Source organism: Pantoea sp. BR_17, assembly GCF_041955125.1.
GTDB lineage: Bacteria > Pseudomonadota > Gammaproteobacteria > Enterobacterales > Enterobacteriaceae > Pantoea > Pantoea stewartii.
Window position 1 is genome coordinate 263,777 of sequence record NZ_JAVAXT010000004.1, and the last position, 23,527, is coordinate 287,303.

At 55.1% G+C, this 23,527-nt stretch carries 18 protein-coding genes; 16 read left to right on the forward strand and 2 right to left on the reverse strand.

The genetic code is table 11. The features are described from left to right. Positions 1-24 precede the first annotated feature (24 nt). The 6 genes from RAC60_RS09100 to RAC60_RS09125 all read left to right on the forward strand — a co-directional run bounded on the left by RAC60_RS09100 (position 25) and on the right by RAC60_RS09125 (position 6,193). Positions 25-1,539 (forward strand): sugar ABC transporter ATP-binding protein, encoded by a 1,515-nt coding sequence (locus RAC60_RS09100; RefSeq protein ID WP_054633544.1) that lies wholly within the window; start codon positions 25-27, stop codon positions 1,537-1,539. A 10-nt stretch (positions 1,540-1,549) separates the two neighbouring features. Further along, positions 1,550-2,530: a ribose ABC transporter permease gene (locus tag RAC60_RS09105; RefSeq protein WP_033739482.1), complete on the forward strand. Its 981-nt coding sequence runs from the start codon at positions 1,550-1,552 to the stop codon at positions 2,528-2,530. Between the two features lie 71 nt (positions 2,531-2,601). Beyond that, on the forward strand, positions 2,602-3,540 hold the full coding sequence (locus RAC60_RS09110; RefSeq protein WP_375093403.1) for an ABC transporter substrate-binding protein: 939 nt from the start codon (positions 2,602-2,604) through the stop codon (positions 3,538-3,540). Between the two features lie 47 nt (positions 3,541-3,587). Next, positions 3,588-4,280, forward strand: coding sequence for a D-lyxose/D-mannose family sugar isomerase (locus RAC60_RS09115; protein ID WP_054633547.1), 693 nt, complete (start codon positions 3,588-3,590; stop codon positions 4,278-4,280). After that, positions 4,280-5,140, forward strand: coding sequence for a ketose 1,6-bisphosphate aldolase (locus RAC60_RS09120; RefSeq protein ID WP_324030611.1), 861 nt, complete (start codon positions 4,280-4,282; stop codon positions 5,138-5,140). Before RAC60_RS09115 ends, RAC60_RS09120 begins: the two co-directional genes overlap by 1 nt. Then, positions 5,141-6,193: a carbohydrate kinase family protein gene (locus tag RAC60_RS09125; protein WP_324030422.1), complete on the forward strand. Its 1,053-nt coding sequence runs from the start codon at positions 5,141-5,143 to the stop codon at positions 6,191-6,193. It begins immediately after the preceding gene. Here the strand turns inward: RAC60_RS09125 and RAC60_RS09130 are convergent. Further along, complete coding sequence (locus tag RAC60_RS09130) at positions 6,130-6,873, reverse strand: response regulator (protein ID WP_375093405.1); 744 nt, start codon at positions 6,871-6,873, stop codon at positions 6,130-6,132. The two genes, RAC60_RS09125 and RAC60_RS09130, sit on opposite strands and share 64 nt — an antisense overlap. A gap of 437 nt (positions 6,874-7,310) precedes the next feature. Here RAC60_RS09130 and RAC60_RS09135 point away from each other — a divergent pair, with 437 nt between their 5' ends. After that, positions 7,311-8,609: an NCS2 family permease gene (locus RAC60_RS09135; protein ID WP_199227855.1), complete on the forward strand. Its 1,299-nt coding sequence runs from the start codon at positions 7,311-7,313 to the stop codon at positions 8,607-8,609. A gap of 396 nt (positions 8,610-9,005) precedes the next feature. Next, positions 9,006-9,923 carry a hypothetical protein gene (locus RAC60_RS09140; RefSeq protein ID WP_375093407.1) on the forward strand — a complete coding sequence of 306 codons (918 nt, stop codon included), beginning with the start codon at positions 9,006-9,008 and terminating at the stop codon, positions 9,921-9,923. A gap of 77 nt (positions 9,924-10,000) precedes the next feature. On the opposite strand, the gene RAC60_RS09145 is transcribed toward RAC60_RS09140, so the two are convergent. Further along, positions 10,001-11,455 carry an AMP nucleosidase gene (locus RAC60_RS09145; protein WP_033742179.1) on the reverse strand — a complete coding sequence of 485 codons (1,455 nt, stop codon included), beginning with the start codon at positions 11,453-11,455 and terminating at the stop codon, positions 10,001-10,003. Positions 11,456-11,800: 345 nt separating this feature from the next. Between RAC60_RS09145 and RAC60_RS09150 the strand changes: the two genes are divergently transcribed. From RAC60_RS09150 to tssA, 8 genes are all read left to right on the forward strand, one after another. After that, positions 11,801-13,261, forward strand: coding sequence for an EmmdR/YeeO family multidrug/toxin efflux MATE transporter (locus RAC60_RS09150; protein WP_172677641.1), 1,461 nt, complete (start codon positions 11,801-11,803; stop codon positions 13,259-13,261). Positions 13,262-14,340: 1,079 nt separating this feature from the next. Beyond that, complete coding sequence (locus tag RAC60_RS09155; RefSeq protein ID WP_033742175.1) at positions 14,341-14,937, forward strand: hypothetical protein; 597 nt, start codon at positions 14,341-14,343, stop codon at positions 14,935-14,937. A 23-nt stretch (positions 14,938-14,960) separates the two neighbouring features. Further along, positions 14,961-15,464 (forward strand): type VI secretion system lipoprotein TssJ, encoded by a 504-nt coding sequence (gene tssJ, locus RAC60_RS09160; protein ID WP_050504999.1) that lies wholly within the window; start codon positions 14,961-14,963, stop codon positions 15,462-15,464. Positions 15,465-15,485: 21 nt separating this feature from the next. Then, the gene (gene tssK / locus RAC60_RS09165) at positions 15,486-16,826 is read left to right on the forward strand and encodes a type VI secretion system baseplate subunit TssK (protein WP_375093410.1); all 1,341 of its coding nucleotides are present in this window, start codon (positions 15,486-15,488) and stop codon (positions 16,824-16,826) included. Positions 16,827-16,842: 16 nt separating this feature from the next. Then, on the forward strand, positions 16,843-18,090 hold the full coding sequence (locus RAC60_RS09170) for a DotU family type VI secretion system protein (protein WP_080752842.1): 1,248 nt from the start codon (positions 16,843-16,845) through the stop codon (positions 18,088-18,090). Positions 18,091-18,093: 3 nt separating this feature from the next. Further along, positions 18,094-21,720: a type VI secretion system membrane subunit TssM gene (tssM, locus tag RAC60_RS09175; RefSeq protein WP_375093411.1), complete on the forward strand. Its 3,627-nt coding sequence runs from the start codon at positions 18,094-18,096 to the stop codon at positions 21,718-21,720. A 14-nt stretch (positions 21,721-21,734) separates the two neighbouring features. After that, a complete protein-coding gene (gene tagF / locus RAC60_RS09180; protein WP_033742168.1) occupies positions 21,735-22,451 on the forward strand; it encodes a type VI secretion system-associated protein TagF in 717 nt (238 codons plus the stop codon). A gap of 10 nt (positions 22,452-22,461) precedes the next feature. Then, positions 22,462-23,487, forward strand: coding sequence for a type VI secretion system protein TssA (gene tssA, locus RAC60_RS09185; RefSeq protein WP_058701635.1), 1,026 nt, complete (start codon positions 22,462-22,464; stop codon positions 23,485-23,487). The last annotated feature ends 40 nt before the right edge of the window (positions 23,488-23,527 follow it).

The window sequence follows — 23,527 nt, forward strand, 5'->3', positions numbered from 1 at the left end:
TCCATAATCAGCAGGAGCGGGGCGATGACAGCTAAGCCGATACTTGAAATGCGTCAGATCACCCGGCGTTTTGGCCACTTCTACGCACTGAAAGGCGTTGACCTGACCGTTTATCCTGGCGAGGTGCATGCGCTGATGGGGGAGAATGGCGCGGGCAAAAGCACCCTGATGAAGATTCTGGCAGGGGCCTATACGGCCACCAGCGGCGAGGTGTTGATCAACGGCGAGCCGTATCCGCTTAAAGGACCGAAAGCGGCATTAGCGGCCGGGATTACGCTGATCTATCAGGAAATCAACCTTGCTCCGAATCTCACCGTGGCAGAAAACATCTTTCTGGGAAGCGAAATCACCCGTGCTGGCATGGTCAGGCGTCACCAGATGGCCCGTGAAGCGCAGCAGGTTATTAACCACTTAGGCGCGCAGTTCAGCGCAACGGACAAAGTCAGCAGGCTGAGCATTGCCGAGCAGCAACAGGTGGAGATTGCGCGCGCCCTGCATCGCAACAGCCGTATTCTGGTGATGGATGAGCCCACCGCCGCCTTATCCAGCCGCGAAACTGAACAACTCTTTGCCCTGATCAAACGGCTGCGCAGCCAGGGAATGGCGATTATCTACATCAGTCATCGCATGGCGGAAGTGTATGAGCTGTCGGATCGCGTCAGCGTACTGCGCGACGGGCAGTACGTCGGCAGTCTGACGCGCGACAACCTTAACGCCAGCGAGCTGGTGCGCATGATGGTGGGACGCCCACTCAGCGATCTGTTCAATAAAGACCGCACCATTCCTCGCGGCGAGGTGCGTCTGGCTCTGCACAACCTGTCCGATGGCGGCAAGGTACAGCCCTGTAGCCTTAACGTGCGGGCAGGCGAAATTGTTGGCCTGGCCGGCCTGGTTGGTGCGGGACGCAGTGAACTGGCCCAGCTGATTTTTGGCGTGCACCGGCTTCAGCAGGGTGAAATCTGGGTGGACGGCCAGAAGGTAGAGATTCACTCCCCAAGAGAAGCGATTGCGCACGGCATTGGCTTTCTGACCGAGAACCGCAAAGAGCAGGGATTATTCCTTGAAATGGCTGCACAGGAAAACATCGTGATGGCCACGCTGGAACGGGATGCGCAGTACGGCATGCTGAACCGCCGTCAAGCCAGGAAGATCGCCAGCGAGGCGATTGCCGCGCTCAATATCCGGGTTCCCCACGCGCTGGTGCGGGCAGGAGGCCTGTCCGGTGGCAACCAACAGAAGCTGCTGATTTCCCGCTGGATTGCCATTGGTCCGCGCATTCTCATCCTGGATGAGCCGACGCGCGGCGTGGACGTCGGGGCCAAAAGCGAGATTTACCGCATGATGCAGGATATGGCGCGGCAGGGCGTGGCCATTCTGATGATCTCCAGTGAATTACCGGAAGTGGTCGGCATGAGTGACCGGGTTTATGTGATGCATGAAGGCACTATCGCAGGGGAACTGGCAGGTAACGAGATTAGTCAGGAAAACATCATGACGCTGGCAACCGGTGCGTATAGCGCATCACCGCTTGAAGTATGAGGATAAAACCATGACACAAACGGCACGGATTCATCCACCCACGGTCAGACGAGCCCTGATGGGCGACATCATGCAGACCGTCGGCATTTTACCCATTTTGATTTTAATCGTGGCGGTCTTCGGCGTTGTCACACCCAATTTCTTTACCGAAGCCAATTTACTGAATATTACGCGCCAGGCGTCCATCAACATTGTACTGGCCGCAGGCATGACGTTTGTCATTCTTACCGGCGGTATCGATTTATCTGTCGGCTCAATGCTGGGCACGACGGCGGTGGTGGCGTTGCTCACTTCGCTGGATCCGATGCTGGCCTCGCTCACGATTCCGATGGCGCTGGGAGCCGGGCTGGCGATGGGTCTGTTTAACGGCATTCTGGTGGCCTGGGCCGGGCTTCCGCCGTTTATCGTGACGCTGGGCACCTATACCGCACTGCGCGGAGCCGCCTATCTGCTGGCGAACGGCACCACGGTCATCAACGCCGATATCAATTTCGAGTGGATAGGCAATGGCTATCTGGGGCCGGTACCGTGGCTGATTGTTATTGCGTTCGCGGTGATTGCGCTTTGCTGGTTCATCCTGCGCCGCACCACGCTGGGCGTTCACATCTACGCCGTAGGCGGCAATATCCAGGCAGCCCGTCTGACCGGGATCAAAGTCGGGCTGGTACTGCTGTTCGTTTACGGGATGAGCGGCTTACTGTCCGGCCTGGGCGGACTGATGAGCGCTTCACGTCTCTACAGCGCCAACGGCAATCTGGGCATGGGTTACGAGCTGGATGCCATTGCGGCGGTCATTCTGGGTGGCACCAGTTTTGTGGGGGGAATTGGCACCATTACCGGCACGCTGATTGGCGCACTGATTATTGCCACGCTGAACAACGGCATGACATTGATGGGCGTTTCTTATTTCTGGCAGCTGGTGATTAAAGGGGCCGTGATCATCATCGCCGTTCTGATCGACAAATATCGCACGCGTCATCATGTGGGCTGATGTCCCCTATGCAGAGAGTACACAACGCGCCATTCAGCAGTTGGCCGATAAATAACAGCAGGAGAAGATCTATGCGTTTTAATCCGATTGTAACCGGGTTGCTGGCGGCAACGCTGCTCAGCGCCGGTATGGCTCAGGCAAAAGAACTGAAATCGATTGGCGTGGCGGTGGGCGATCTGGCTAACCCGTTCTTCGTGCAAATCACCAAGGGCGCAGAGATGAAGGCGCGCCAACTGGCTGGCGATAACGTCAAGGTGACGCTGGTGTCGAGTGGCTACGATCTTGGACAGCAGGTAGGGCAGATAGATAACTTCATCGCCGCTAAAGTCGACATGATTATCCTGAATGCCGCGGACTCAAAAGGGATCGCGCCCGCAGTGAAACGCGCACGGGATGCCGGGATTGTGGTGGTGGCTGTCGACGTCGCCGCCGACGGTGCCAACGCGACGATCACCTCGGATAACACTCAGGCCGGTGAAATGGCCTGTAAATATATCGCTGACCGTCTGAAAGACAAAGGCAACGTCGTCATTATCAACGGACCGCCGGTCTCGGCGGTGCAAAACCGCGTGGAAGGCTGTATGACGGCGCTGAAACGCCATCCTGACATCAAACTACTTTCTTCTAATCAGAACGCCAAAGGCAGCCGTGAAGGCGGCCTGGAAGTGATGACCGGCCTGCTGTCGGCCAACCCGAAAATCGATGCCGTGTTCGCGATTAACGATCCAACCGCAATTGGCGCGGATTTAGCGGCGAAACAGGCACAGCGTAACGAGTTCTTCATTGTCGGAGTGGACGGTTCACCGGACGGCGAAGAAGCGCTGAAACGTAAGAACTCGCTCTTTGCCGCCACGCCCGCTCAGGATCCTCAGGTGATGGCCGCGAAAGCCGTCGAAATCGGTTACGACATCCTGCAGGGAAAACCCGCACCGGATAAACCCGTGCTGATCCCGGTGAAGCTGATCGACCGTAATAATGTCGGCAGCTACAAAGGCTGGACCGTGAAATAAACCAGCAGGCGGCATCGCAGGGTGCCGCCTTAACGGGAGAGCGGAAGATGAAACGCGCCGACGTGAACAGACATTTGCAATATACGCGAGACTTTTTCACCCGTCAGGACGTCCCTCTGCCGTCCTGGGCCGATTACGGTCTCCGGCAGTGGCGTCAGCAACAGGAGGACATCACTGAAATCGTTGCCTTACGCCTGGGCTGGGATCTGACCAGTTTTGGTGGCGACGATTTTCTGCAAACCGGCCTGACGTTATTCACACTCCGCAACGGCTCGCCGCACGGAACGCCCTGGCACAAACCTTATGCAGAAAAAGTGATGCACGTGCGTGAAGGGCAGGTAACGCCGATGCATTACCATCCGCGCAAGATGGAAGACATTATTAATCGCGGCGGCGGCAACCTGATTGTCGAGCTGTATAACCGTGAAGGCCATGACAAAGCCGCCACGCCGGTGACGGTTTCCCTGGACGGCATCCGGCAAACCCATGCGGCGGGTTCGCAGATCAGGCTTTCCCCTGGTGAAAGTGTCACGCTCGTCGCGGGCGTCTGGCACAGCTTCTGGGGCGAAAACGGCTTTGGTGACGTGCTGGTGGGGGAAGTCTCCATGCCCAACGATGATGACAACGACAACGTCTTCCTGACGCCGCTGGCGCGTTTCAACGACCTTGACGAGGATGAGGAACCCCAGAGGCTGCTTTGTAACGACTATTCCCGCTGGCTCACCTTGAGGAGTGAATGATGGCTTTGATTTCTCTGGCACAGGGGCTGGCGCATGCCCAGCAACAGGGTTATGCGCTGGGCGCGTTTAATGTCCTGGACAGCCATTTCCTGCGTGCGCTGTTTGATGCGGCAGAGCGACAGCGCTCGCCGTTTATTATCAACATTGCCGAAGTGCATTTTAAGTACGTCACGCTCGATCAGATCGCTGAGGCGATCCGTTTTGAAGCCGCGAAGCATACTGTTCCGGTGGTGCTGAACCTGGATCATGGCTTGCACTTTGAGGCGGTGATGCAGTCGATTCGTCTCGGGTTCACCTCGGTGATGTTTGATGGTTCGACCCTGAGCTATGAAGAGAACATTCGCCAGACGCGGGAAGTGGTTCGCGCCGCACATGCCGTCGGCGTTTCCGTTGAGGCAGAGCTGGGCGCAGTCGGGGGTGATGAAGGCGGCGCACTGTTTGGGGAAGCGGACAGCGAGAAATTTACCGATCCGCGACTGGCCGCTGAATTTGTGCGCGAAACCGGCATTGATACGCTGGCGGTCGCCATTGGTAATGCGCACGGCAAATACAAAGGGGAACCCAAACTGGATTTTGACCGGCTGGCGGCGATTCGTCAGCAAACCGGTGTACCGCTGGTGCTGCACGGCGGGTCGGGCATCAGCGACGCGGATTTCCGTCGGGCAATCTCACTCGGTATTCACAAAATTAACTTTTACACCGGCATGTCTCAGGCGGCCCTTGACGCGGTGGAACGCAGCCTGGCCTCGCGCAATACCCGTTATGATGAGTTCGCAGAGTTACTGATGGCGGTGGAAAAGGCGATTTGTGAAACCGTTATGCAGCAGATGAACATTTTCGGCAGCGCAGGCCAGGCGTAAATGGCAACGCGAAGCGGCATTCTGGCCGCAGGTGTCATGCTGGTGGATTATGTGCATCGCATCAGCCACTGGCCGGAACAGGGCTGGCTGACCGAAATACAGCACAGCGAAAAGGCCGCAGGTGGCGCGCCGCTCAATGTTCTGCTCACGCTGTCGCGCATGCAGTGCACACTGCCGCTGGCGGCGATTGGCCTGCTCGGCAATGACGCCGATGGCGATTTTCTGCTGGCTATGATGAAAGCGGCGCAGATTGACTACCGGTTAGTACAGCGCACCGACGACAAGCCTACAGCGATGACCCAGGTGATGACGACCCCGGACGGACAACGGACTTTTTTCTTTTCACCCGGCGCCAACAGCTTACTGGACAGACCGCACTTCGCCGCCGTCGATGACGCACAGCGCATCTTTCATCTGGGGTATTTGCTGCTGCTGGAAACGCTGGACGGCGTGGACAGTGAATTTGGTACCCGCAGCGCCCGGTTGCTGGCACACATGCAGCAGCGGGGCTATTTCACGTCCCTGGATCTGGCTTCCCGCGCGGGCGATTACCGCCCTCAGGTGCTGCCCGCCTTACGCTGGCTGGATTATCTGGTGATTAATGAACTGGAAGCGCAGGCGTTGTCAGGCGTGCTGTTACGTGATGGCCGCGGCATTCAGCCGCCCGCCGCTTTTGCCCGTGCCGCGCAGTGGCTGGCGGAGCAGGGCGTGCGTCAGCGTGTTGTCATCCATGCGCCCGAGGGCGCATGGGGACGTGAAGCGGACGGCGAAGGTGTCTGGCAGCCCGCCTGGCAGCTGGCACCCGACGCCATTGTGGGCAGCGTCGGAGCGGGTGATGCGTTTTGTGCGGGCGTGCTGTTTGCCAGCCATGAAGGCGAGGATATGGTCTCGACGCTGAAACTGGCCCATACCTGCGCCTGTTTTAATCTGCGTGCCGCCAATGCGACAGACGGCATTCGCCCCTTGCGCGACATGCGTGAATGGATGGCTCAGGCGGTTTGTGTGGAAAGTCCCAGCCCTTCAGGTTTGACCACATCGGCAGAAAAAACATAGCCCAGCCCGCGGATAGTGCGGATCAGGCCGGGCTGATGCGGATTGGCTTCAATTTTACGACGTAACCGCATGATCAGCACATCGATCGTGCGGTCAAAGACATCCATCGTCTCGCTGTGGGTCAGTTCTAATAACTGATCGCGTGTCAGGACCTTACGTGCATGCCGTACCATGGCGCGTAACAAAGTATATTCCCCCTGCGTCAGGGGAACCGTTTCGCGTTGAGGATTGAGTAACTGGCAGCGCGCTTCATCAAGCACCCAGCCATTGAAGCGCCAGCCTGACTGCGCGTCATCACTGGTTGCGGCACGTCCGCTGCGTCTGAGGGCGGCGCGTGCGCGGGCCACGACCACGCGGGGATTGAATGGTTTAGCAATATAGTCGTCCGCGCCCATCTCCAGACCCACGACCATCTCCGATTCCGATCCCATGCCGGTCAGCATGATTACGAGGATATCAGGCCGTTGACGCTGCAACTGCTGGAGCACCAGCAATCCATTGGTATCAGGCAACATCATATCCAACATTACCAGCGTGATGTCCGGGTGAGCACTGACCATCGCCAGCGCCTCTTTACCCTGATGACAACGATAAACCCGTAAAGCATGTTCACTGAGCGCGTCCTGCAACAGATCGCAGACCGCAGGATCATCATCCACCACCAGAACTGCTGGCTTCATTGTGTGACCTCAATGTTACTAAAGAGTTAATTTCGAGTTTACACATTCCCCTTTTGCCTGCAGGTTAATGCGGCTGAAACGTGACCAGCGTCGCCTCACAAAGTGTTGAAGCGTGCGTCAGAACCCTTTTTTCGCCTTTTCGGCACCGAAAGGAAAACGTTTGCGCATTTAGGGGGCAATGCACCATAATCGCGCCCTGATTCGGTTCAGAATTCTCTTAAGGCTCGTTTGCGCTTATTCAGGTAATCGATTGCGTGTCGGACTGGCACAGCAATTGCTTAAGCCTTAGCAATTGCTCACATGACAAAGGAAAGCAACCCCGGTTTTTAGCAGGCCTGCAACGGCGCGGGCCAGCCGTCGGCATTACCACAAACAGCATGATAATAACTTTGGCAAGAGAGCACGTACCTGAGTGACGTCTCTATCATCGAGAGATAATGATGTTAGAAAAACTATTTAAATTAAAAGCGCACAACACAACGGTTCGCACCGAAATCATCGCCGGGATCACGACCTTTCTGGCAATGGCTTATATCCTGTTCGTTAACCCCAGTATTTTAGGGGCGACCGGCATGGACAAAGGTGCGGTCTTCGTTGCGACCTGTCTGGCGGCAGCAATTGGTTCTGTGTTGATGGGACTGATTGCCAACTATCCTATCGCCCTGGCACCGGGAATGGGCCTGAATGCCTTCTTCACGTATACCGTTGTGCTGCACATGGGCTACACCTGGCAGATTGCGCTGGGCGCGGTATTTCTGTCTGCGGTTATCTTCTTTGCGTTATCAATCTTTAAAATTCGCGAATGGATTATCAAAAGCATTCCGTTGCCGTTGCGTGCGGGGATTGCCGCCGGTATTGGTCTGTTCCTGGCGATTATCGCGCTGGAAGGGGCGGGAATCGTCGTCGACAATCCGGCCACGCTGGTAGGAATTGGTGATTTGACCAAGCCTGGACCACTGCTGGCGATGTTAGGTTTTATCATCATCGTCGTGCTGGAGGCGCGCCGTGTGACGGGCGCGGTTTTGATTGGCATTCTGATCATTACCTTTATCTCCATGGGAATTGGCCTGACGCCGTTTGGCGGCGTATTTTCTGCCCCGCCGTCCATCGCCCCGACGTTTATGCATCTGGATATCGCGGGTGCGTTTAACGTGGGTCTGATTAGCGTGATTTTTGCGTTCCTGTTTGTCGACGTGTTTGATAACACGGGAACGCTGCTGGGCGTGACCAAACGTGCCGGACTGGCTGACGAAGAGGGCAACGTGCCTAAAATGGGGCGCGCGCTTGTGGCGGACAGTGCGGCGGCGCTGTTTGGTTCTCTGCTGGGAACGTCCACGACCACCAGCTATGTCGAATCGGCTGCAGGCGTCAGCGCCGGTGGCCGTACCGGATTAACGGCTGTGGTAGTGGCGGTGCTGTTTTTACTGGCGCTGTTCTTTTCACCCCTGGCTTCCAGCGTGCCGGTTTACGCCACGGCACCCGCACTGCTCTTTGTGGCTGTGCTGATGACCTCAGGCCTGGCCGAGATCGACTGGAAAGACATTACTACTGCGGCTCCTGTTACGGTGACGGCCCTGACCATGCCATTAACGTATTCCATTGCAAACGGTATCGCTTTCGGCTTTATTACCTGGACCGTGGTGAAACTGCTGAGTGGACGGACGAAAGAAATTAATGCGGCGCTGATTATTCTTTCCCTGCTGTTTGTCATTAAGCTCGGCTGGTTGAGTGCATAATTAACTTCACCGTTACAGCATATTAAATATGCTGTAACGGTTTTAGCGTTATATTTCGCGTCGATGCATCACCATGCTGATTCAGCTTTTTCAATCGTTGTGCATTCTCTTCCAAAATGAATATGAACTGCCTTTTCTTAACGCCTTTCACCTCTTACTCTCCGACAACACCTTCTGAATAAGGCGGCACGCTGGTTTTATTTTGCGTTCTTATTCAATCAGGTAATGTTTATTGTGCGGGACTTTGCTTCAATAACGTCGAAGCAGGTCGTGAATAACGTTAACGGATGCATGTAATCCGCCTGTCAGGGACCGATAATGGGCAACCTTTGTGTAAAACGGGATCGCGGAAAGCCAAACGTAATCGACCGTCATTGCGGGACGGGAGGCAAAACAATGGAAAATTTTGAAAAGCGCTTTGAGCGACTGGAGCAAGACAGCCATCAGATGAAAATTGATCTGGCGCTGTTCAGTGGGCGCGCGACGGCATTTGCGACGAAAACCGATCTTGAAATACTGCGCTCAGAGCAAACGCTGTTTCACGTTGAAATGCTTCAGCGATTCACTAGCCTGGAAGAAAATGTAGAACACGTCGCTAGTCAGTTTGCCGGTATTGAGAACAGGCAGGATCGTATTGACAGCAAAATTTTTGAAATCAATAAGGTATTAGTCGACGTTACTAACCGGTTTAACAGCATTGACGCCACCTTCTCGGTTGTCATAGCGAAATTTGATGATACTGACAGCCGATTTGATGGGACAGATAAGCGGCTAGACGGACTTGACTGTCGGTTCGATGGTGTGGACATGTGGCTTGATGGTGTGGATAAGCGGCTGAACGGACTCGACTGTCGGCTTGATGGTGTGGACAAGCGGTTCGACGGACTCGACTGTCGGCTCGATAGCGTGGACAAGCGGTTCGACGGACTCGACTGTCGGCTTGATGGTGTGGATAAGCGGCTGGACGGACTCGACAGTCGGCTTGACGGTGTGGATAAGCGGCTGGACGGCATCGACAGTCGGCTTGATGGCGTGGATAAGCGGCTGGACGGACTCGACTGTCGGCTCGATGGCGTGGATAAGCGGCTAGACGGAATCGACTATCGCCTTGATGGCATTGATAAACGACTCGACGGAATGGATCGTCGCTTCGACAAGGTGGATCAGCGATTCGACAAGGTGGATGAGCGATTCGATAAGCTGGATGCGCGATTTGAAAGCCTGAATAATCGCCTTATCTGGACATTTATGGTCCCGGCTATTCTGGCTGTGTTTGCCTGGTTTATAAATACTGCCGTACTGAACGCAGCCTGATTCAGCAGAAACGGAGAAGGGATGACGGCATTAATGTGAAAGAGACTCACCCTTAATACCGTCTTTGATTTTACTCTTTAACGGAACGGGGGTTCGTTAAACGTTCGCAGTTTACGCGAATGTAACTTGTCACCCTCAGCCCGTAACAGCTCTACCGCCTGAATCCCAATCTGCAGGTGTTCAGAGATGGCGCCGTCGTAAAAGCGATTCGCCTGACCGGGCAGCTTAATTTCGCCGTGTAACGGTTTATCGGAAACACAGAGTAACGTACCATAAGGCACCCGGAAGCGGTAACCCTGGGCGGCAATGGTGGCACTTTCCATATCCACCGCCACAGCGCGGCTGAGATTAAAGCGCAGGGCCGAAGCCGAGTAACGCAGCTCCCAGTTACGGTCATCGGTGGTGACAACAGTACCGGTGCGCAGGCGCTCTTTGACTTCTTCGCCGGGCATACCGCTGACCGATTTGGTGGCATCGTAGAGGGCGCGCTGAACTTCGGCGATGCTGGGAATCGGGATATCCGGTGGCAGCACGCTATCCAGTACATGATCGTCACGCAAATACGCATGGGCCAGCACGTAATCTCCAATACGCTGACTTTCGCGCAGGCCGCCGCAGTGACCTATCATCAGCCAGGCATGAGGGCGAATGACGGCAAGGTGATCGCAGATGGTTTTGGCATTGGAAGGACCCACACCGATATTGATCAGCGTGATGCCGCGACGATGCGGTGACGTCAGATGCCAGGCAGGCATCTGATGTTTTTTCCAGGCCAGATCGGACAGCATCGCGTCATTGTTTTCCGTGTCAGCCGTCAGGATGACATCTCCGGCGCATACCAGGCTGTCAAACGGGGTTGACGGATCGCGTACCTGTTCGATGGCCCAGCGGACGAATTCATCCACATAACGCGTGTAGTTGGTAAACAACACGAACGGCTGAAAATACTCCACAGCCGTGCCGGTATAGTGGCGCAGGCGTGCCAGCGAAAAGTCGGTGCGCAGCGCATCAAAGTGGGAAAGGGGAAAGGTGGCGTCAGCATGAAACAAGCCATCTGCCGTCTCATCCCCAATCTGCGAGAGTTCAGTCGTGGGAAAATGACGGGCTATGCCGGCGCTCATGGTCCGGTCCAGCGACAGGTCAGAGCCGTCTATTACATACGGGTAGGGAATCTCCTGCTGTGACGGGCCGACTTCGATGTCCACGTCGTACTCTTTTTCCAGCATCGCCAGCTGTTCTGAAATGTAATGACGAAGCAAAGCGGGGCGGGTGACGGTGGTGCTGTAACTGCCTGTATGTGTAAATCGGCCCCATGCACGCGTGCGATTCTGTTGCGGTCCGTCTCCCTGCCAGGTAATGCGTAATTCAGGATAAACAAACAGGCCTTGCTCACGCGCGGCGGGGTCCGGCAGCACGCCTTCTTCCGTGTAGGCCTTGATGGACGCACGAAGCGCATCGACGGCGTCATTGTAAAGTTGCTCAAGCGCATCGAGTGCCTGTTCGCGTGTCAGCTTTTTCCGTTGGGCTGGCATAACTTCTCCTTTCAGGTTCTTACCACAATGCTCCTCAGCTTAGCGGTTTTAACAACGGATTGGGTGAAGAATCTATGATCGCGCGCATTTTGCGGCTGCCTGTTATGGGCGAGGCTAGTGGGCATCATGCGGCACTGAGTAAAAAAACGGATTAACCCGACAGCATCAGGATGTGCAGGGCAGCAATGGCTTTCGCTAAGGCAAGAGGGTGGACCGGAGCATGGCAGCACCGATTCGGCGCGACTAAAGGCGAGAGCAGAAAAGTGTGTAACGATGATTTAACAGGAATGCAAAACGTTTTGCATATTTCACTTTACGCTACCATCATTAGAGTTCTTTCCCGACATGTTCATATTTGGTACTCCTTTGCAAAATCCCGGCGTAGCAGTGGTGCAGGCGATTAAGCGCACGGCGTGGTATCCGAAACGTCGCGCTTACCGCACGCTGTACTGGCGTGAAATTTCGCCTCTTGCAGTTCCTATCTTTTTTGAAAATGCCTGTGTGCTACTGATGGGCGTGTTAAGTACCTTCCTGGTGAGCTGGCTGGGCAAAGAAGCCATGGCCGGCGTCGGGCTGGCAGACAGCTTCAACATGGTCGTCATCTCCTTTTTTGCCGCCATCGACCTGGGAACCACGGTAGTGGTCGCGTTTAGCCTGGCCAGACGCAATGGTAAACGGGCCCGCGCCGCAACACGGCAGTCGCTGGCAATGATGACGGTATTAGCCCTGGTGCTGGTTATCGCCATTGAGTTCTGGGGGCATCTGATTATTGACGCCATCGCAGGCGCAGCAGAACCGAAAGTGAAAGCCCTGGCACTCAGCTATCTGCAGGTTTCCGCATGGAGTTATCCGGCGGCGGCCATTACGCTGATTGGTAGCGGTGCGCTGCGTGGGGCAGGGAACACGAAAATACCGATGCTGATTAACGGTGGGATGAATATTCTTAACATCGTTATCAGCAGTGTGCTGATTTATGGCTGTTTTTCATGGAAGGGGCTGGGCTTTGTGGGGGCCGGATTAGGGCTGACAATTACCCGCTACATTGGCGCAATAGCGGTCATCTACGTGTTAATGATTGGCTTCAACGCCTCACTGAGAATTTCGCTGTCCAGCTATTTCAGGCGTTGGAACAGCAGTATTTTATTTGAAGTCTTAAGCATCGGTGTGCCGGCCAGTATTGAATCCGTGCTGTTTAACGGCGGGAAGTTACTGACACAGGTCTTTGTGGCGGGCATGGGTACCAACGAAATTGCCGGCAATTTTATCGCGTTTTCAATCGCCTCACTGATTAACCTGCCTGGTAATGCGCTGGGATCGGCGTCGACCATTATTACGGGAAAACGCTTAGGTAAATACCAGGTTTTTCAGGCAGAGCGGCAAATCAAGCACGTCTATCTGTTGGCTACAATCTGTCTGACAGGCGTTGCTGCACTGACCATACCGCTGGCGGGGCTGCTGGCACGCTTCTACACCAGCGATCCGGAAGTGATTAGCGTCACCAAACACCTTATCTGGCTGAATGCCCTGTTTATGCCGATTTGGGCCGCCTCCTGGGTGCTCCCCGCCGGCCTGAAGGGCGCGCGTGATGCCCGTTATACGATGTATGTATCGATGTTCAGTATGTGGTGCGCAAGGGTTGTTATTGGTTATCTGCTGGGCATTGAACTCGGTATGGGCGTGATTGGTGTCTGGCTGGGCATGTTCCTTGACTGGACGGTGCGCGGCGGATTTTTCTGGTGGCGGCTGAAAAGCGGGAAATGGCTTAATAACTACCGCAAGATGCTCGCCAGGGCAGAATCCACCTGAATACCTTCAGCCCACCCGTTTGTGAGAAGTGATGATGCGTGGCAGCTTCGCGCCGCGCATCATCACAGTCTGTTTTAATACTGCCACGCTTTTCATTTACCTGCCTCTACACAGGTTTCGTCATTCGTCAGGACGGTTCTGTGCCCACTTTTCCCGCAAAGCGGACGAAATGCGTTCGAATCCGGGGCCGCGCGCATCGCCTTCGGGTAGGAATACTCTTAAATTTAACGCCATTGCTTCGTTCAAATCTTTGATTAATATGGGTTATTGATTTTGTTTCAGAAAGGCCAGGCAGCCAAATTTGACTTAATTTCTCTTTTCAACTTACGCATCGCGTTTGAGCTGACGGTTTTCTCAGCTTTCAGGGCCATCCGGCACCTTAAAATATTCATCTGGCTTAAGCTTTTATACTAAAGGATAGGGGCGCTGAGACCATAGATGAGTATCAGACGTACGAAATGTGCAGGTTTCACCGTATTGTCATCTGTTTGAGTTAGTAAAAAACATAAATACTATTACTTAGTTACGTAACTGGGAGCTGTATTGAATTTTTCAAGGCAATATGTAAAGCTGTGTAAGATGTTAATAAATGGAAAAGAACTTTACACAGGCGAGCAGGATGTACAGGCTCGTGCGGTAGCTATGGTGCTGCATATTTTTTTGTAACCCATTGATTTATTGCTATTTGTGTGAGATCGACTGGAATTTAAGCAGGATGTTACCATTCTCCCCACACGAATAACGATTAACCAGCCCCGTTAAGTTTAACGATTACCTAACAAAAATCGTGTCTTACCAAAACATAATCAGGCTGCTTTAATACCGTTTGCTTTTAGGAATGGGTCAGTTTGCTGAATGTATTTGGTGAAATTCAGCCGACCCGCTTCTCCGGTCATCAGGTTTTATGAACTGTGCCTATACTGTTCATGCTCATCGTATAAAATTTACACTCAATCAACGCTCCTATTCAGGCAACTTGTATTGTTAATCAATGACTTGGCGTCATCTGGCGTCCAGTTGACGTTGTGCAACAATACGACGCGCTGACCACCGGCCAAAGGCCACTTTTTTGGGTATTAATGGAACTAAATATGAAAAAAATGGTGAACTTTCGAATTGCATTAAGCCTGATGTTTGTTTTTGCTGTTGCAGGCTGTAAAACACCGCCAAAAATGACAGATGACACAATGGTCACCAATACCGTTGATGGCACTACCCTGATTCACCGTCATGCCGTAGCTGCGCCTGCACAGTTCACCGCCGTCAATGAGAGTTACCGTGCCCTGTATCCTGCCTCTGTGATGACACGCCCGGATTTTGGCGGCAAGGTCGTGGAAACGCTGAAAACGGGTGAAACCTATACCGTTGTGGGTCAGGTAGAAAATAACTGGCTGGCACTGGGCGAAGAAGCTGACGCGGTTTCACCACCCGCAACTGACGCGAAAGCCACCGACAGTAAGGGCGCCGCGCCTCAGGCACCGACCAATGCGGTCAAAGTCATTGGCTATGTGCCTTTCCGGGCAGTGGTAAAAAGCGATTTATACGACCAAACCATCAAAGCCGATCAGCCTAAGCGTCGTGCGCGTGCCGCCGCGAAGAAAAAGACCTGCGTCTCTGTTGATGGCAACAGCCAGGCCTGCCAGAACAGCAATAACGGTACCTGGATCATTAACTAAGTCAGGGGCAGGGAGGGGCAGATATGGCACATACCCACTTGCGCGCTGGCCTGAAAAAATGGCTCTGGCCCTTCCTGCTACTTCTGCTGACCGCATGCAGTAGCAGTAAGCCCGATATCGCGCGCTACAACCTGAATTTTCAGGCGCATCCCCCCATCAACGCCGGCGCGCCGCTCAAAGTGCGCGTCATGCTGTTGACGTCGGATGCCGAGTTTATGTCCGCTGATTTCTTCACATTACAGAATCAACCCGCGACCGCATTAGGCAATACGCTGCTTAACAGTCAGCAGTTTTTCCTGATGTCCGGTCAGCTCAGTAAAACGCTGAGTGCGAAAAGCCTGCCTGAGGCACGGTTTATCGGCATCATGGCGGAATATCAAAAGCTGGATGGCAAAGTGTGGCGGCTGGCGCTGCCTTTCCCGGACAGCGACAGCAGTTCATTCTGGCAGTTCTGGAAAAGCAATGATGGTGAGCTAAACGCCAACATTATTGTTGACGATGCCGGTATGCGTCCCGTTAAGCAATAACACCGTCTTCAAAGGATGATTATGAACAGAGCCGAAAAGGTTGTTTGGGCGGAAGGGATGTTTTTGCGTCCTCACCATTTCCAGCAGGCAGAAAATTTTCTGCAAAGCTCGCTGCGTGAATGGGGCCAGTCGCAACGTCCTTACATTTGGGGATTTTTCGATCTCGAATTTGATGAAGCGCTGTTACGGCAGGGCAAGCTGGCGCTCAATGCCGCCAGTGGATGTCTGCCGGATGGGACGTTTTTTGCTTTCAGCCAGCCCCAGCAAGGTCCAGCCCCATTAGACGTGCCCGCGAATATTGACCGGGCGAAAGTGGTGCTGGCCATCCCCGCGCGGCGTAATGGCCGCGAAGCGGTAACGTTTGAAGATGCGCCAGATTCTCTGGCGCGCTACCTCGCCTGGGAAGCGGAAGTCGAAGATGACAACGCGCAGGCTGTTGGCACCGCCACTGTCCAGTTTGGCAAGCTTCGCCTGCGGTTAATGCTGGAGCAGGATCTGACCGCAGAGTGGACGGCCATGGGCGTGGCGCAGATTGTTGAAAAACGCAGTGACAACCACATTCGTTTAGACAATGACTACATCCCTCCTACCTTAACGCTTGCAGGCAGTCGTCCGCTTCAGAGCATGATGACGGATTTGCACGGTATGATTCAGCAGCGCAGCCAGCAACTGAGCCAGCGCGCGCCAGGTACCGGGCGTTTTAACAGTGCAGATATGGTGGATTTCATGCTGCTGGCGCTCCTTAATCGCCAGTTGGGGCTGCACGCTCATCTGCAGCACCTGCCGTTACTGCATCCTGAAACGCTCTACAGCCACTGGTTACAACTGGCCGCGGAACTGGCAACCTGGACGCAGGCCCGTACGCCTGACGCGCTTCCCGTTTACGATCACGATGATCTGCAAGGTTGCTTTTCGCGCCTCACCCTGTTGCTGCGTCAGGGGCTGTCGCAGGTCATGGAAGAGAGCGCCATTCAACTGCCACTGACGCAGCGTTCACACGGCCTGAACGTCGCCACCGTGCCAGACAACAGCATGGTGCGTGAATTTGGCTTTGTGCTGGCCGTCAAGGCAAGCGTTCCCGCCGATGCACTCAAAACCCATTTCCCGGCACAGATGAAGGTCGCGCCTGTGACCAAAATTCGCGATCTCGTGCAGTTGCAGCTTCCGGGGCTGGCCCTGAGAGCCATGCCTGGCGCGCCCCCGCAAATCCCCTGGCACGCCGGATACAGCTATTTTGAGTTGGATAAAAACAGCGAGCTGTGGCAGGAGATGGAACGATCGGGTGCCTTCGCGCTGCACCTTGCCGGTGAGTTTCCGGGCCTGAACATGGAGTTCTGGGCCATTCGCAGTCAGTCAGAATAATTCAAACTGAGCAGGCATGATGCAGGAACAAAACAAACCGAACAGTGATGCTTTTCAGCAGGAGTTAAGTCTGAGCCATCAGAACACGCTGGTGGCCGCAGCTAATCCGCTGATCAACGCCATTCCCCAGATTCGTCACTCGGTATCGCACGACGATCCCGCCCGTTTACGCCAGCAACTTATCGAACAGATTCGTCGTTTCGAGCTGGCCTGTCAGCAGTCGGGTCTGAGCTACGAAGTGATCGTTGGCGCACGTTACTGCCTGTGTACGGCGCTGGACGAAGCCGCTGCGCTGACGCCCTGGGGCAGCCGCGGTGTGTGGACCAGTAATGGCTTGCTGGTAACTTTTCACAACGAAACCTGGGGTGGCGAAAAGTTTTTCCAGCTGCTGGCTAAACTGTCACAAAATCCGCGACAGCATATTCTGTTACTGGAGCTGATTTATTTCTGTCTGGTGCTGGGGTTCGAAGGGCGCTACCGCGTACTCGACAACGGGCGTTCACAGCTGGACACCATTAAACAGCGCCTGCTGCAGATGATCCGAAGCGTCAGGGGAAGTTTTGCCGCTGCGCTTTCGCCACATCCTACCGATCAACCGGTGTTGCGCAAACTGTGGCGACCAATGATTCCGCTGTGGGCCTGTGCCGCGCTGGCGGGCCTGGCGGCCTGCCTGTTCTACATTGTGCTTAACTGGCGGCTGGGGGATTATACCTCGCCGGTGCTGGCCAAAATTTATCAGACGACACTGCCCGAAGTGCAGATTCGAAATCCGGCACCGCCGCCGCCGCCGTCACTGAACCTGAAGTCCTTCCTCAAACCAGAAATCGATGAAGGCCTGGTCGCGGTGCGTGACGAGGCCGATCAGAGCGTGGTGACGCTGAAAGGAGACGGCTTATTCGCCTCTGGATCAACGGAAGTTCGTGGGCGTTATGATGCGGTGATTCAGCGCATTGCCGAGGCCATGAACAACGTCAGCGGGAAAATCCTGGTCGTGGGATACAGCGATAACGTGCCGATTCGCAGTGCACGTTTTGCGTCGAACTACGAGCTGTCGCTGGCTCGCGCTCAGTCCGTTCAGAACCTGTTGCAAAAACAGCTGGCCAATCCGTCACGTGTCAAAGCGGAAGGGCGGGGCGAAACGCACCCGCTGGTGCCTAATAACAGTGCAGAGAACCGCGCCCGCAACCGTCGTGTTGAAATCACGCTGCAGGTCGCACCTGACACGACGAAAGCTGAACTTAACGGCCTGGCAAGAGGGAACTAATCCATGCTGAATGTCCTGTTTTCGATACTGACCAGCCGCCTGGCGTGGGGCTTCGTCGGTATCACAGCGTTATCATTTATCATTTGGGTCATCGGCCCGGTGTTCTCGATAGTGGATTCCCGGCCGCTGGAGTCTGAACAGAACCGCATGATCAGTATTGCGCTGCTGTATGTGGTCTGGGGCCTGAGTCAGGCGATTCCACGTCTGTATAACTACTGGCTGAACCGCAAACTGATGTCCAGTCTGGAGACCAGCAAACCGGACGCACCTGAGGAAGAGCGCAAACGCCTGACCAGTGAGGATCAGGTGCTTGCCAGCCGCTTCTCTGAAGCGACAGAAATGCTAAAAAAGGCGCATTTTCAGCGCCAGAGCAGCAAAGGCGCCCCTTTCTGGGCGCAGCGCTTCAGCCATCAGTACCTGTACCAACTGCCGTGGTACATGATTATCGGTGCGCCTGGCGCGGGTAAAACGACGGCGCTGGTGAATTCCGGTTTGCAGTTTCCGTTGGCCGATAAATTTGGCAAAGCGGCCTTACGCGGTATTGGCGGAACACGAAACTGCGACTGGTGGTTTACAAATGAAGCTGTCCTGCTGGATACCGCAGGACGCTATACCACGCAGGAAAGTCAGCAGGAGCGTGATGCCAGTGAATGGCACCATTTTCTGGCGCTGCTGCGCAAATACCGTGGCCGTCAGCCTGTAAACGGCGTCATTGTGACACTCAGCGTGGCTGATCTGTTGTCGCAATCGCCCGACGCCATGCGTAATCAGGCGATGGCGCTGCGTCAGCGCCTGATGGAACTTCACGATCAACTGGGCATTCGCTTTCCGGTTTATGTGCTGGTCACTAAAGCTGACCTGTTAAAAGGTTTCCGCAGTTATTTTGCCAGCCTGGATAAAACACAGCGCGAACAGATCTGGGGATTTACCTTCCCATGGGCGAAAGCCTCGACAGCGGATTTCGAACTGAGCAGCCAGTTCCAGCAGGAATATGCTCTGTTGCAACAGCGGCTGGATGCCGGGCTGGCGGATGTTCTGCTGGCGGAAAGTGATGCGCAGGCGCGGGCAGAAAGTTATCTGTTCCCACAAGAATTTGCCGCGCTGCGCCCACAGTTGGCTGAAGCGCTGGATATTCTCTTTGCCCGTTCTGATTTCGAAACGCAGTTTGCGCCGCGCGGGATCTATTTCGCCAGCGGCACCCAGGAAGGGCTGCCATTTGACCGTGTGATGGGCGAACTGACACGTGCACTGCACTTGCCGGGCCAGCAGCAGGGCGAGTCAGGTAGCTGGGACAAGGTGGATAAAGAGGCCCCGATTCCGCAGAACAAAGGCCAGAGTTTCTTCCTGAAAGGGGTGCTTGAAAACGTCATCTTTCAGGAGTCGGGCCTGGCAGGCAGCAATCGCTGGTGGGAACTCCGTAATCGCGTAGGGCTCTGGTCGGGCTACCTGGCCTTGCTTATCCTGGTGCTGATTGCGGGGACATTGTGGCTGATCAGCTATAACAAAAATAAAACTTATCTGCAGGAGATGGCGGCCAAAACGCCGCAGGTCGAGCAACTGGGTGACAAACTGCAAAAAGAGGTGAACGGTAACCTGTTTGCGCTGGTCCCTTATCTCAACACGCTGTTGCACCTGCCGGAAAGCGCGTCTTTTTCCCTGGAGCATCCGCCGCTGACGCGTCGCATGGGACTGTATCGGGGTACGGAAGTGAGTGACGCCACGCAGGCGTTATACAATCGCGCACTTAAACAACTGTTGATGCCACAAGTGGCGCAAAATATTACCCGCTGGTTACGCAATGACAACGGCAGCGATGCCGATTACAGCTATGAAGCCCTGAAGGCTTATCAGATGCTGTATCAGCCAAAGCACTATGACGGTAAGTTTCTTCAGGCGTGGATGATGTTAAATATCTCCCGTGAACTGCCTCAGGATGTGACGCAGGCGGAGGTGAAACAGCTGGCGTGGCACCTGCAGCAGTTGCTGGAAACACAGATCCAGTCCTCGCCCTATGCGAAGGATGACGCGCTGGTAAAGCGCGAGCAGGCGCTGATTAGTCAGATGCCGCTGTCACAGCGCGTTTACGGACGCCTGAAACGCCTGCTGGAACGCGATAGTGCATTGTCATCCGTGACCCTGGCTGCCCTGGGTGGGCCGCAAAGCGAACTGGTGTTCTCACGTAAAAGCGGTAAATCCGTGAATGAAGGCGTGTCCGGACTTTTCACGCCCGACGGCTACTGGAACCACGTTGATAAAGAGATCGCCCCCGTTACGGATGCCCTCTACAAGGATGATATCTGGGTGCTGGGTGGCGAAACGGCCCATGAAGACAGCAAACAAACCGATATGGCGGTGCGTCAGCTGTATATTCAGGACTATATTCGCCAGTGGGAGCAGTTTCTCAGCGATATCCAGCTCAACAGCAGTGCCGATTTAACGCAGCGTATTAATACCGCACGTCTGTTATCCAGTAACCATTCCCCGCTGCGGCAACTGGTTATTAATTTGAGTAAACAGCTCACGCTGACGCGGGCACAACCTGACGACAAGAGCGCGAAAAATGCCGCAGCCGCGTCAGATAACAGTGCCACGCGCACGTTACAGGCACTGTTTACCTCGCCGCGCTCGAATGGTGAACAGGGTGCGGTGCAGCAAACGCCTGAACAAGCGGTAACGGCCCATTTCGCACCGATTATCGAACTGGCACAGCCATTGCAGCAGGGCAGCAAAGTGCTGGCCGTGGATGATTTCCTGAAGCAGATTGACGACCTCTATCGTTACCTCACGGCCGTACAAGACGCGGCGAACAGCGGAATGCCACCGCCGTCCAGTGATGCGATCAGCCGTCTGCAGGCCAGCGCGGGTCGTTTGCCTGGCTCGCTGCAAAATATGGTCTCCGGTATGGCTGTCGGTGCCAGCAGTGATGCACAGCGTCGCGATATGGATAACGTCCGCAAGCGCATTACCATGGAAGTTGGCAGTTTCTGTCGCCAGGCGATTGCCGGCCGCTATCCTTTAGTGCGCAACGCGCGAAGTGAAGTCACGCCTGACGACCTGGCGCGCATGTTTGCGCCAGGCAGCGGACTGATGGACAGCTTCTTCCGGGACAATCTGGCCAGTAAAGTGGATACCACCCGCGCGGCATGGCGTTTCACGCCGGGCATTGATGGTAAAACGTTACCGGGGGGCGAAGCGCTGCTGCGTCCGTTCCAGCAGGCTCAGTCGATTCGCGATGCGTTTTTTGCCAATGGTGCCACCACGCCTTCTTTCCGCGTGACGTTGCGCACGGTAAAAATGGACAACGACATTCTTAATATGACGCTGGACGTGGACGGGCAAATCTTACGCTACAGTCATGGTCCACAGGCGGTGCAGTTAGTCAGCTGGCCCGGTCCGGGGGGAACCAGTCAGGTGCGCATGCAACTGGGCCTGACGAATGGCACAACCTCCACGCTGACCACCAGCGGGCCATGGGCGCTTAATCGCTTCTTTGACCGCGCACAGGTCACCTCGGTCGGTGGGCTGACGCGCGAAGCCAGCTTTAATGTGGACGGCCATAATGTGACGTTGTCCTTTACGCCGGGCAGCATCAGGAACCCCTTCCAGCTCCCTGCATTTAGCTGTCCCTGAAACAGGATCTGACTATGACTCAATACGCAGCACCTGGCTGGTACGGCAAACTGCCCAGTTCGGGTGATTTCGTAAAACGACGTTTCCCCGATACCCTGCAGCGCCAGTGGTCGAACTGGTTTCAGGTAGGATTGCATCACTGGCAAACCAGTGCGGAAGGCGAGCATTCCGCGTCACGGGCCTTTCTCAAAGCACCCGTGTGGAATTTTGTCATACCGCCCATGTTAGGTACGCAACTGATTCAGATGGGCTGCCTGACCGCCGCCCGCGACAGCGTCGGGCGACATTATCCGCTCTGTGCGTTGCGCTACTTTACGCCAACGGAATGGGCCCCGTTACTGCTGGCCCGCGCCGGTGACTGGTATCACCAGATGGGCAATACCTTATTGCGGGCGGTTCAGGAGGGGGGCACGCCCGAGCAGTTTGATCAGGCGTTGTTAAGTATTCCCCTTCCACAGCCTCAGGAAGGCGAAGCCTCATCGGATATCTTATCGGTGATCGGCAGCGGGGAGAATAATGCCTCCACCCTGAGCTGGAATTTGCCATCACAGAGTTTTGATCCCCAGTTTCAAAGCAGTTTTTGGTGGACCAATCAGAGCGACGGTTTTCCGCTTTATACCCATGTCCACAGCGGCAACCTGACAGCGCAGTTATTTTCGCTGTTATTCGATCCGGCGGGCGGTGCAAAGCCCGGGCGAAATGGACTTTATCCTCCTATGTTTGAATCCTGAGGCGAAACGGATGAGTATTGATATTGACACGTTGCTGATACCGGTAAGCCACGATAATCCCTGCGGGGATAACCTGGAATACGATGCGGATTTTCAGGCGATGGAACAGGCCAGCGTAGGCAAAGCCGAGCAGCAGTTCGGCGATACCATCATTCCGGCCGAACCGGCTGACTGGAACAAGGTCGAAAAGCTGGCACTGGATTTAATGAGCCGCAGCAAAGATTTACGCGTCATGCTCACGCTGACGCACGCCTGGACTCGTCTCAAAGGGTTGCCCGGCTATGCACAGGGGTTGCAACTGATTGAGCAGGCCATGTCGCAATACTGGGAAACCTTGTGGCCACGTCTGGAAGAAGATGGCCAGCCCGATCCCTTTTACCGCATTAATGCCCTGGCCGTGCTGGGCGACCAGTCAGCCCTGGCGGGCGCGGTGCGCCAGTCGTGGCTGCTGCGTTATGCTTCCGACGGGATTACGCTTCGCGATGCCGCTGCATTATGTGACGGCAGTAAAACGGAAGTGCCAGACTACCCTGGCGGCCTGCCGCGTCTTAATGATGAACTGGCGCGAGGCGAGCAACCCGGCGTTGCGGCCATTCAGGACATTGGCGAACGTTTGCAGCGCATTCGTAGCCTGGTGACTGAAAAGCTGGATGAAACGGCCTTACCGGATATGAGTCAGCTTCAGCGCAGCTTCGCCATGCTGAATGAGCGTTGCCAGGCCACCGATATCGGCGCGTTACAGTCTCTGGCAGCGGCCGTACAGTCTGCACCGGAAACTGAAAACCCAACCGCGCCCAGGGCCGCGTCGCGCGCCGCTACAGACTGGCGCAGTGCTCAGCTTAACTCGCGTGCTGAAGCGCAGTTAATGCTGGAAAAAGTGAAACAGTACTTTACGCAGCACGAGCCCAGCCATCCGGCACCGTTGATGATTGACCGTGTACAGCGCCTGATCGAACTCGACTTTATGGACATCATTCGCGACCTTGCGCCGGATGGTGTACATCAGTTAGAAAACATTTTTGGACGCCGCGACTAAGCTATCAGTGAAGTCTTAACGCAGCGAGACCTGCGCGCCT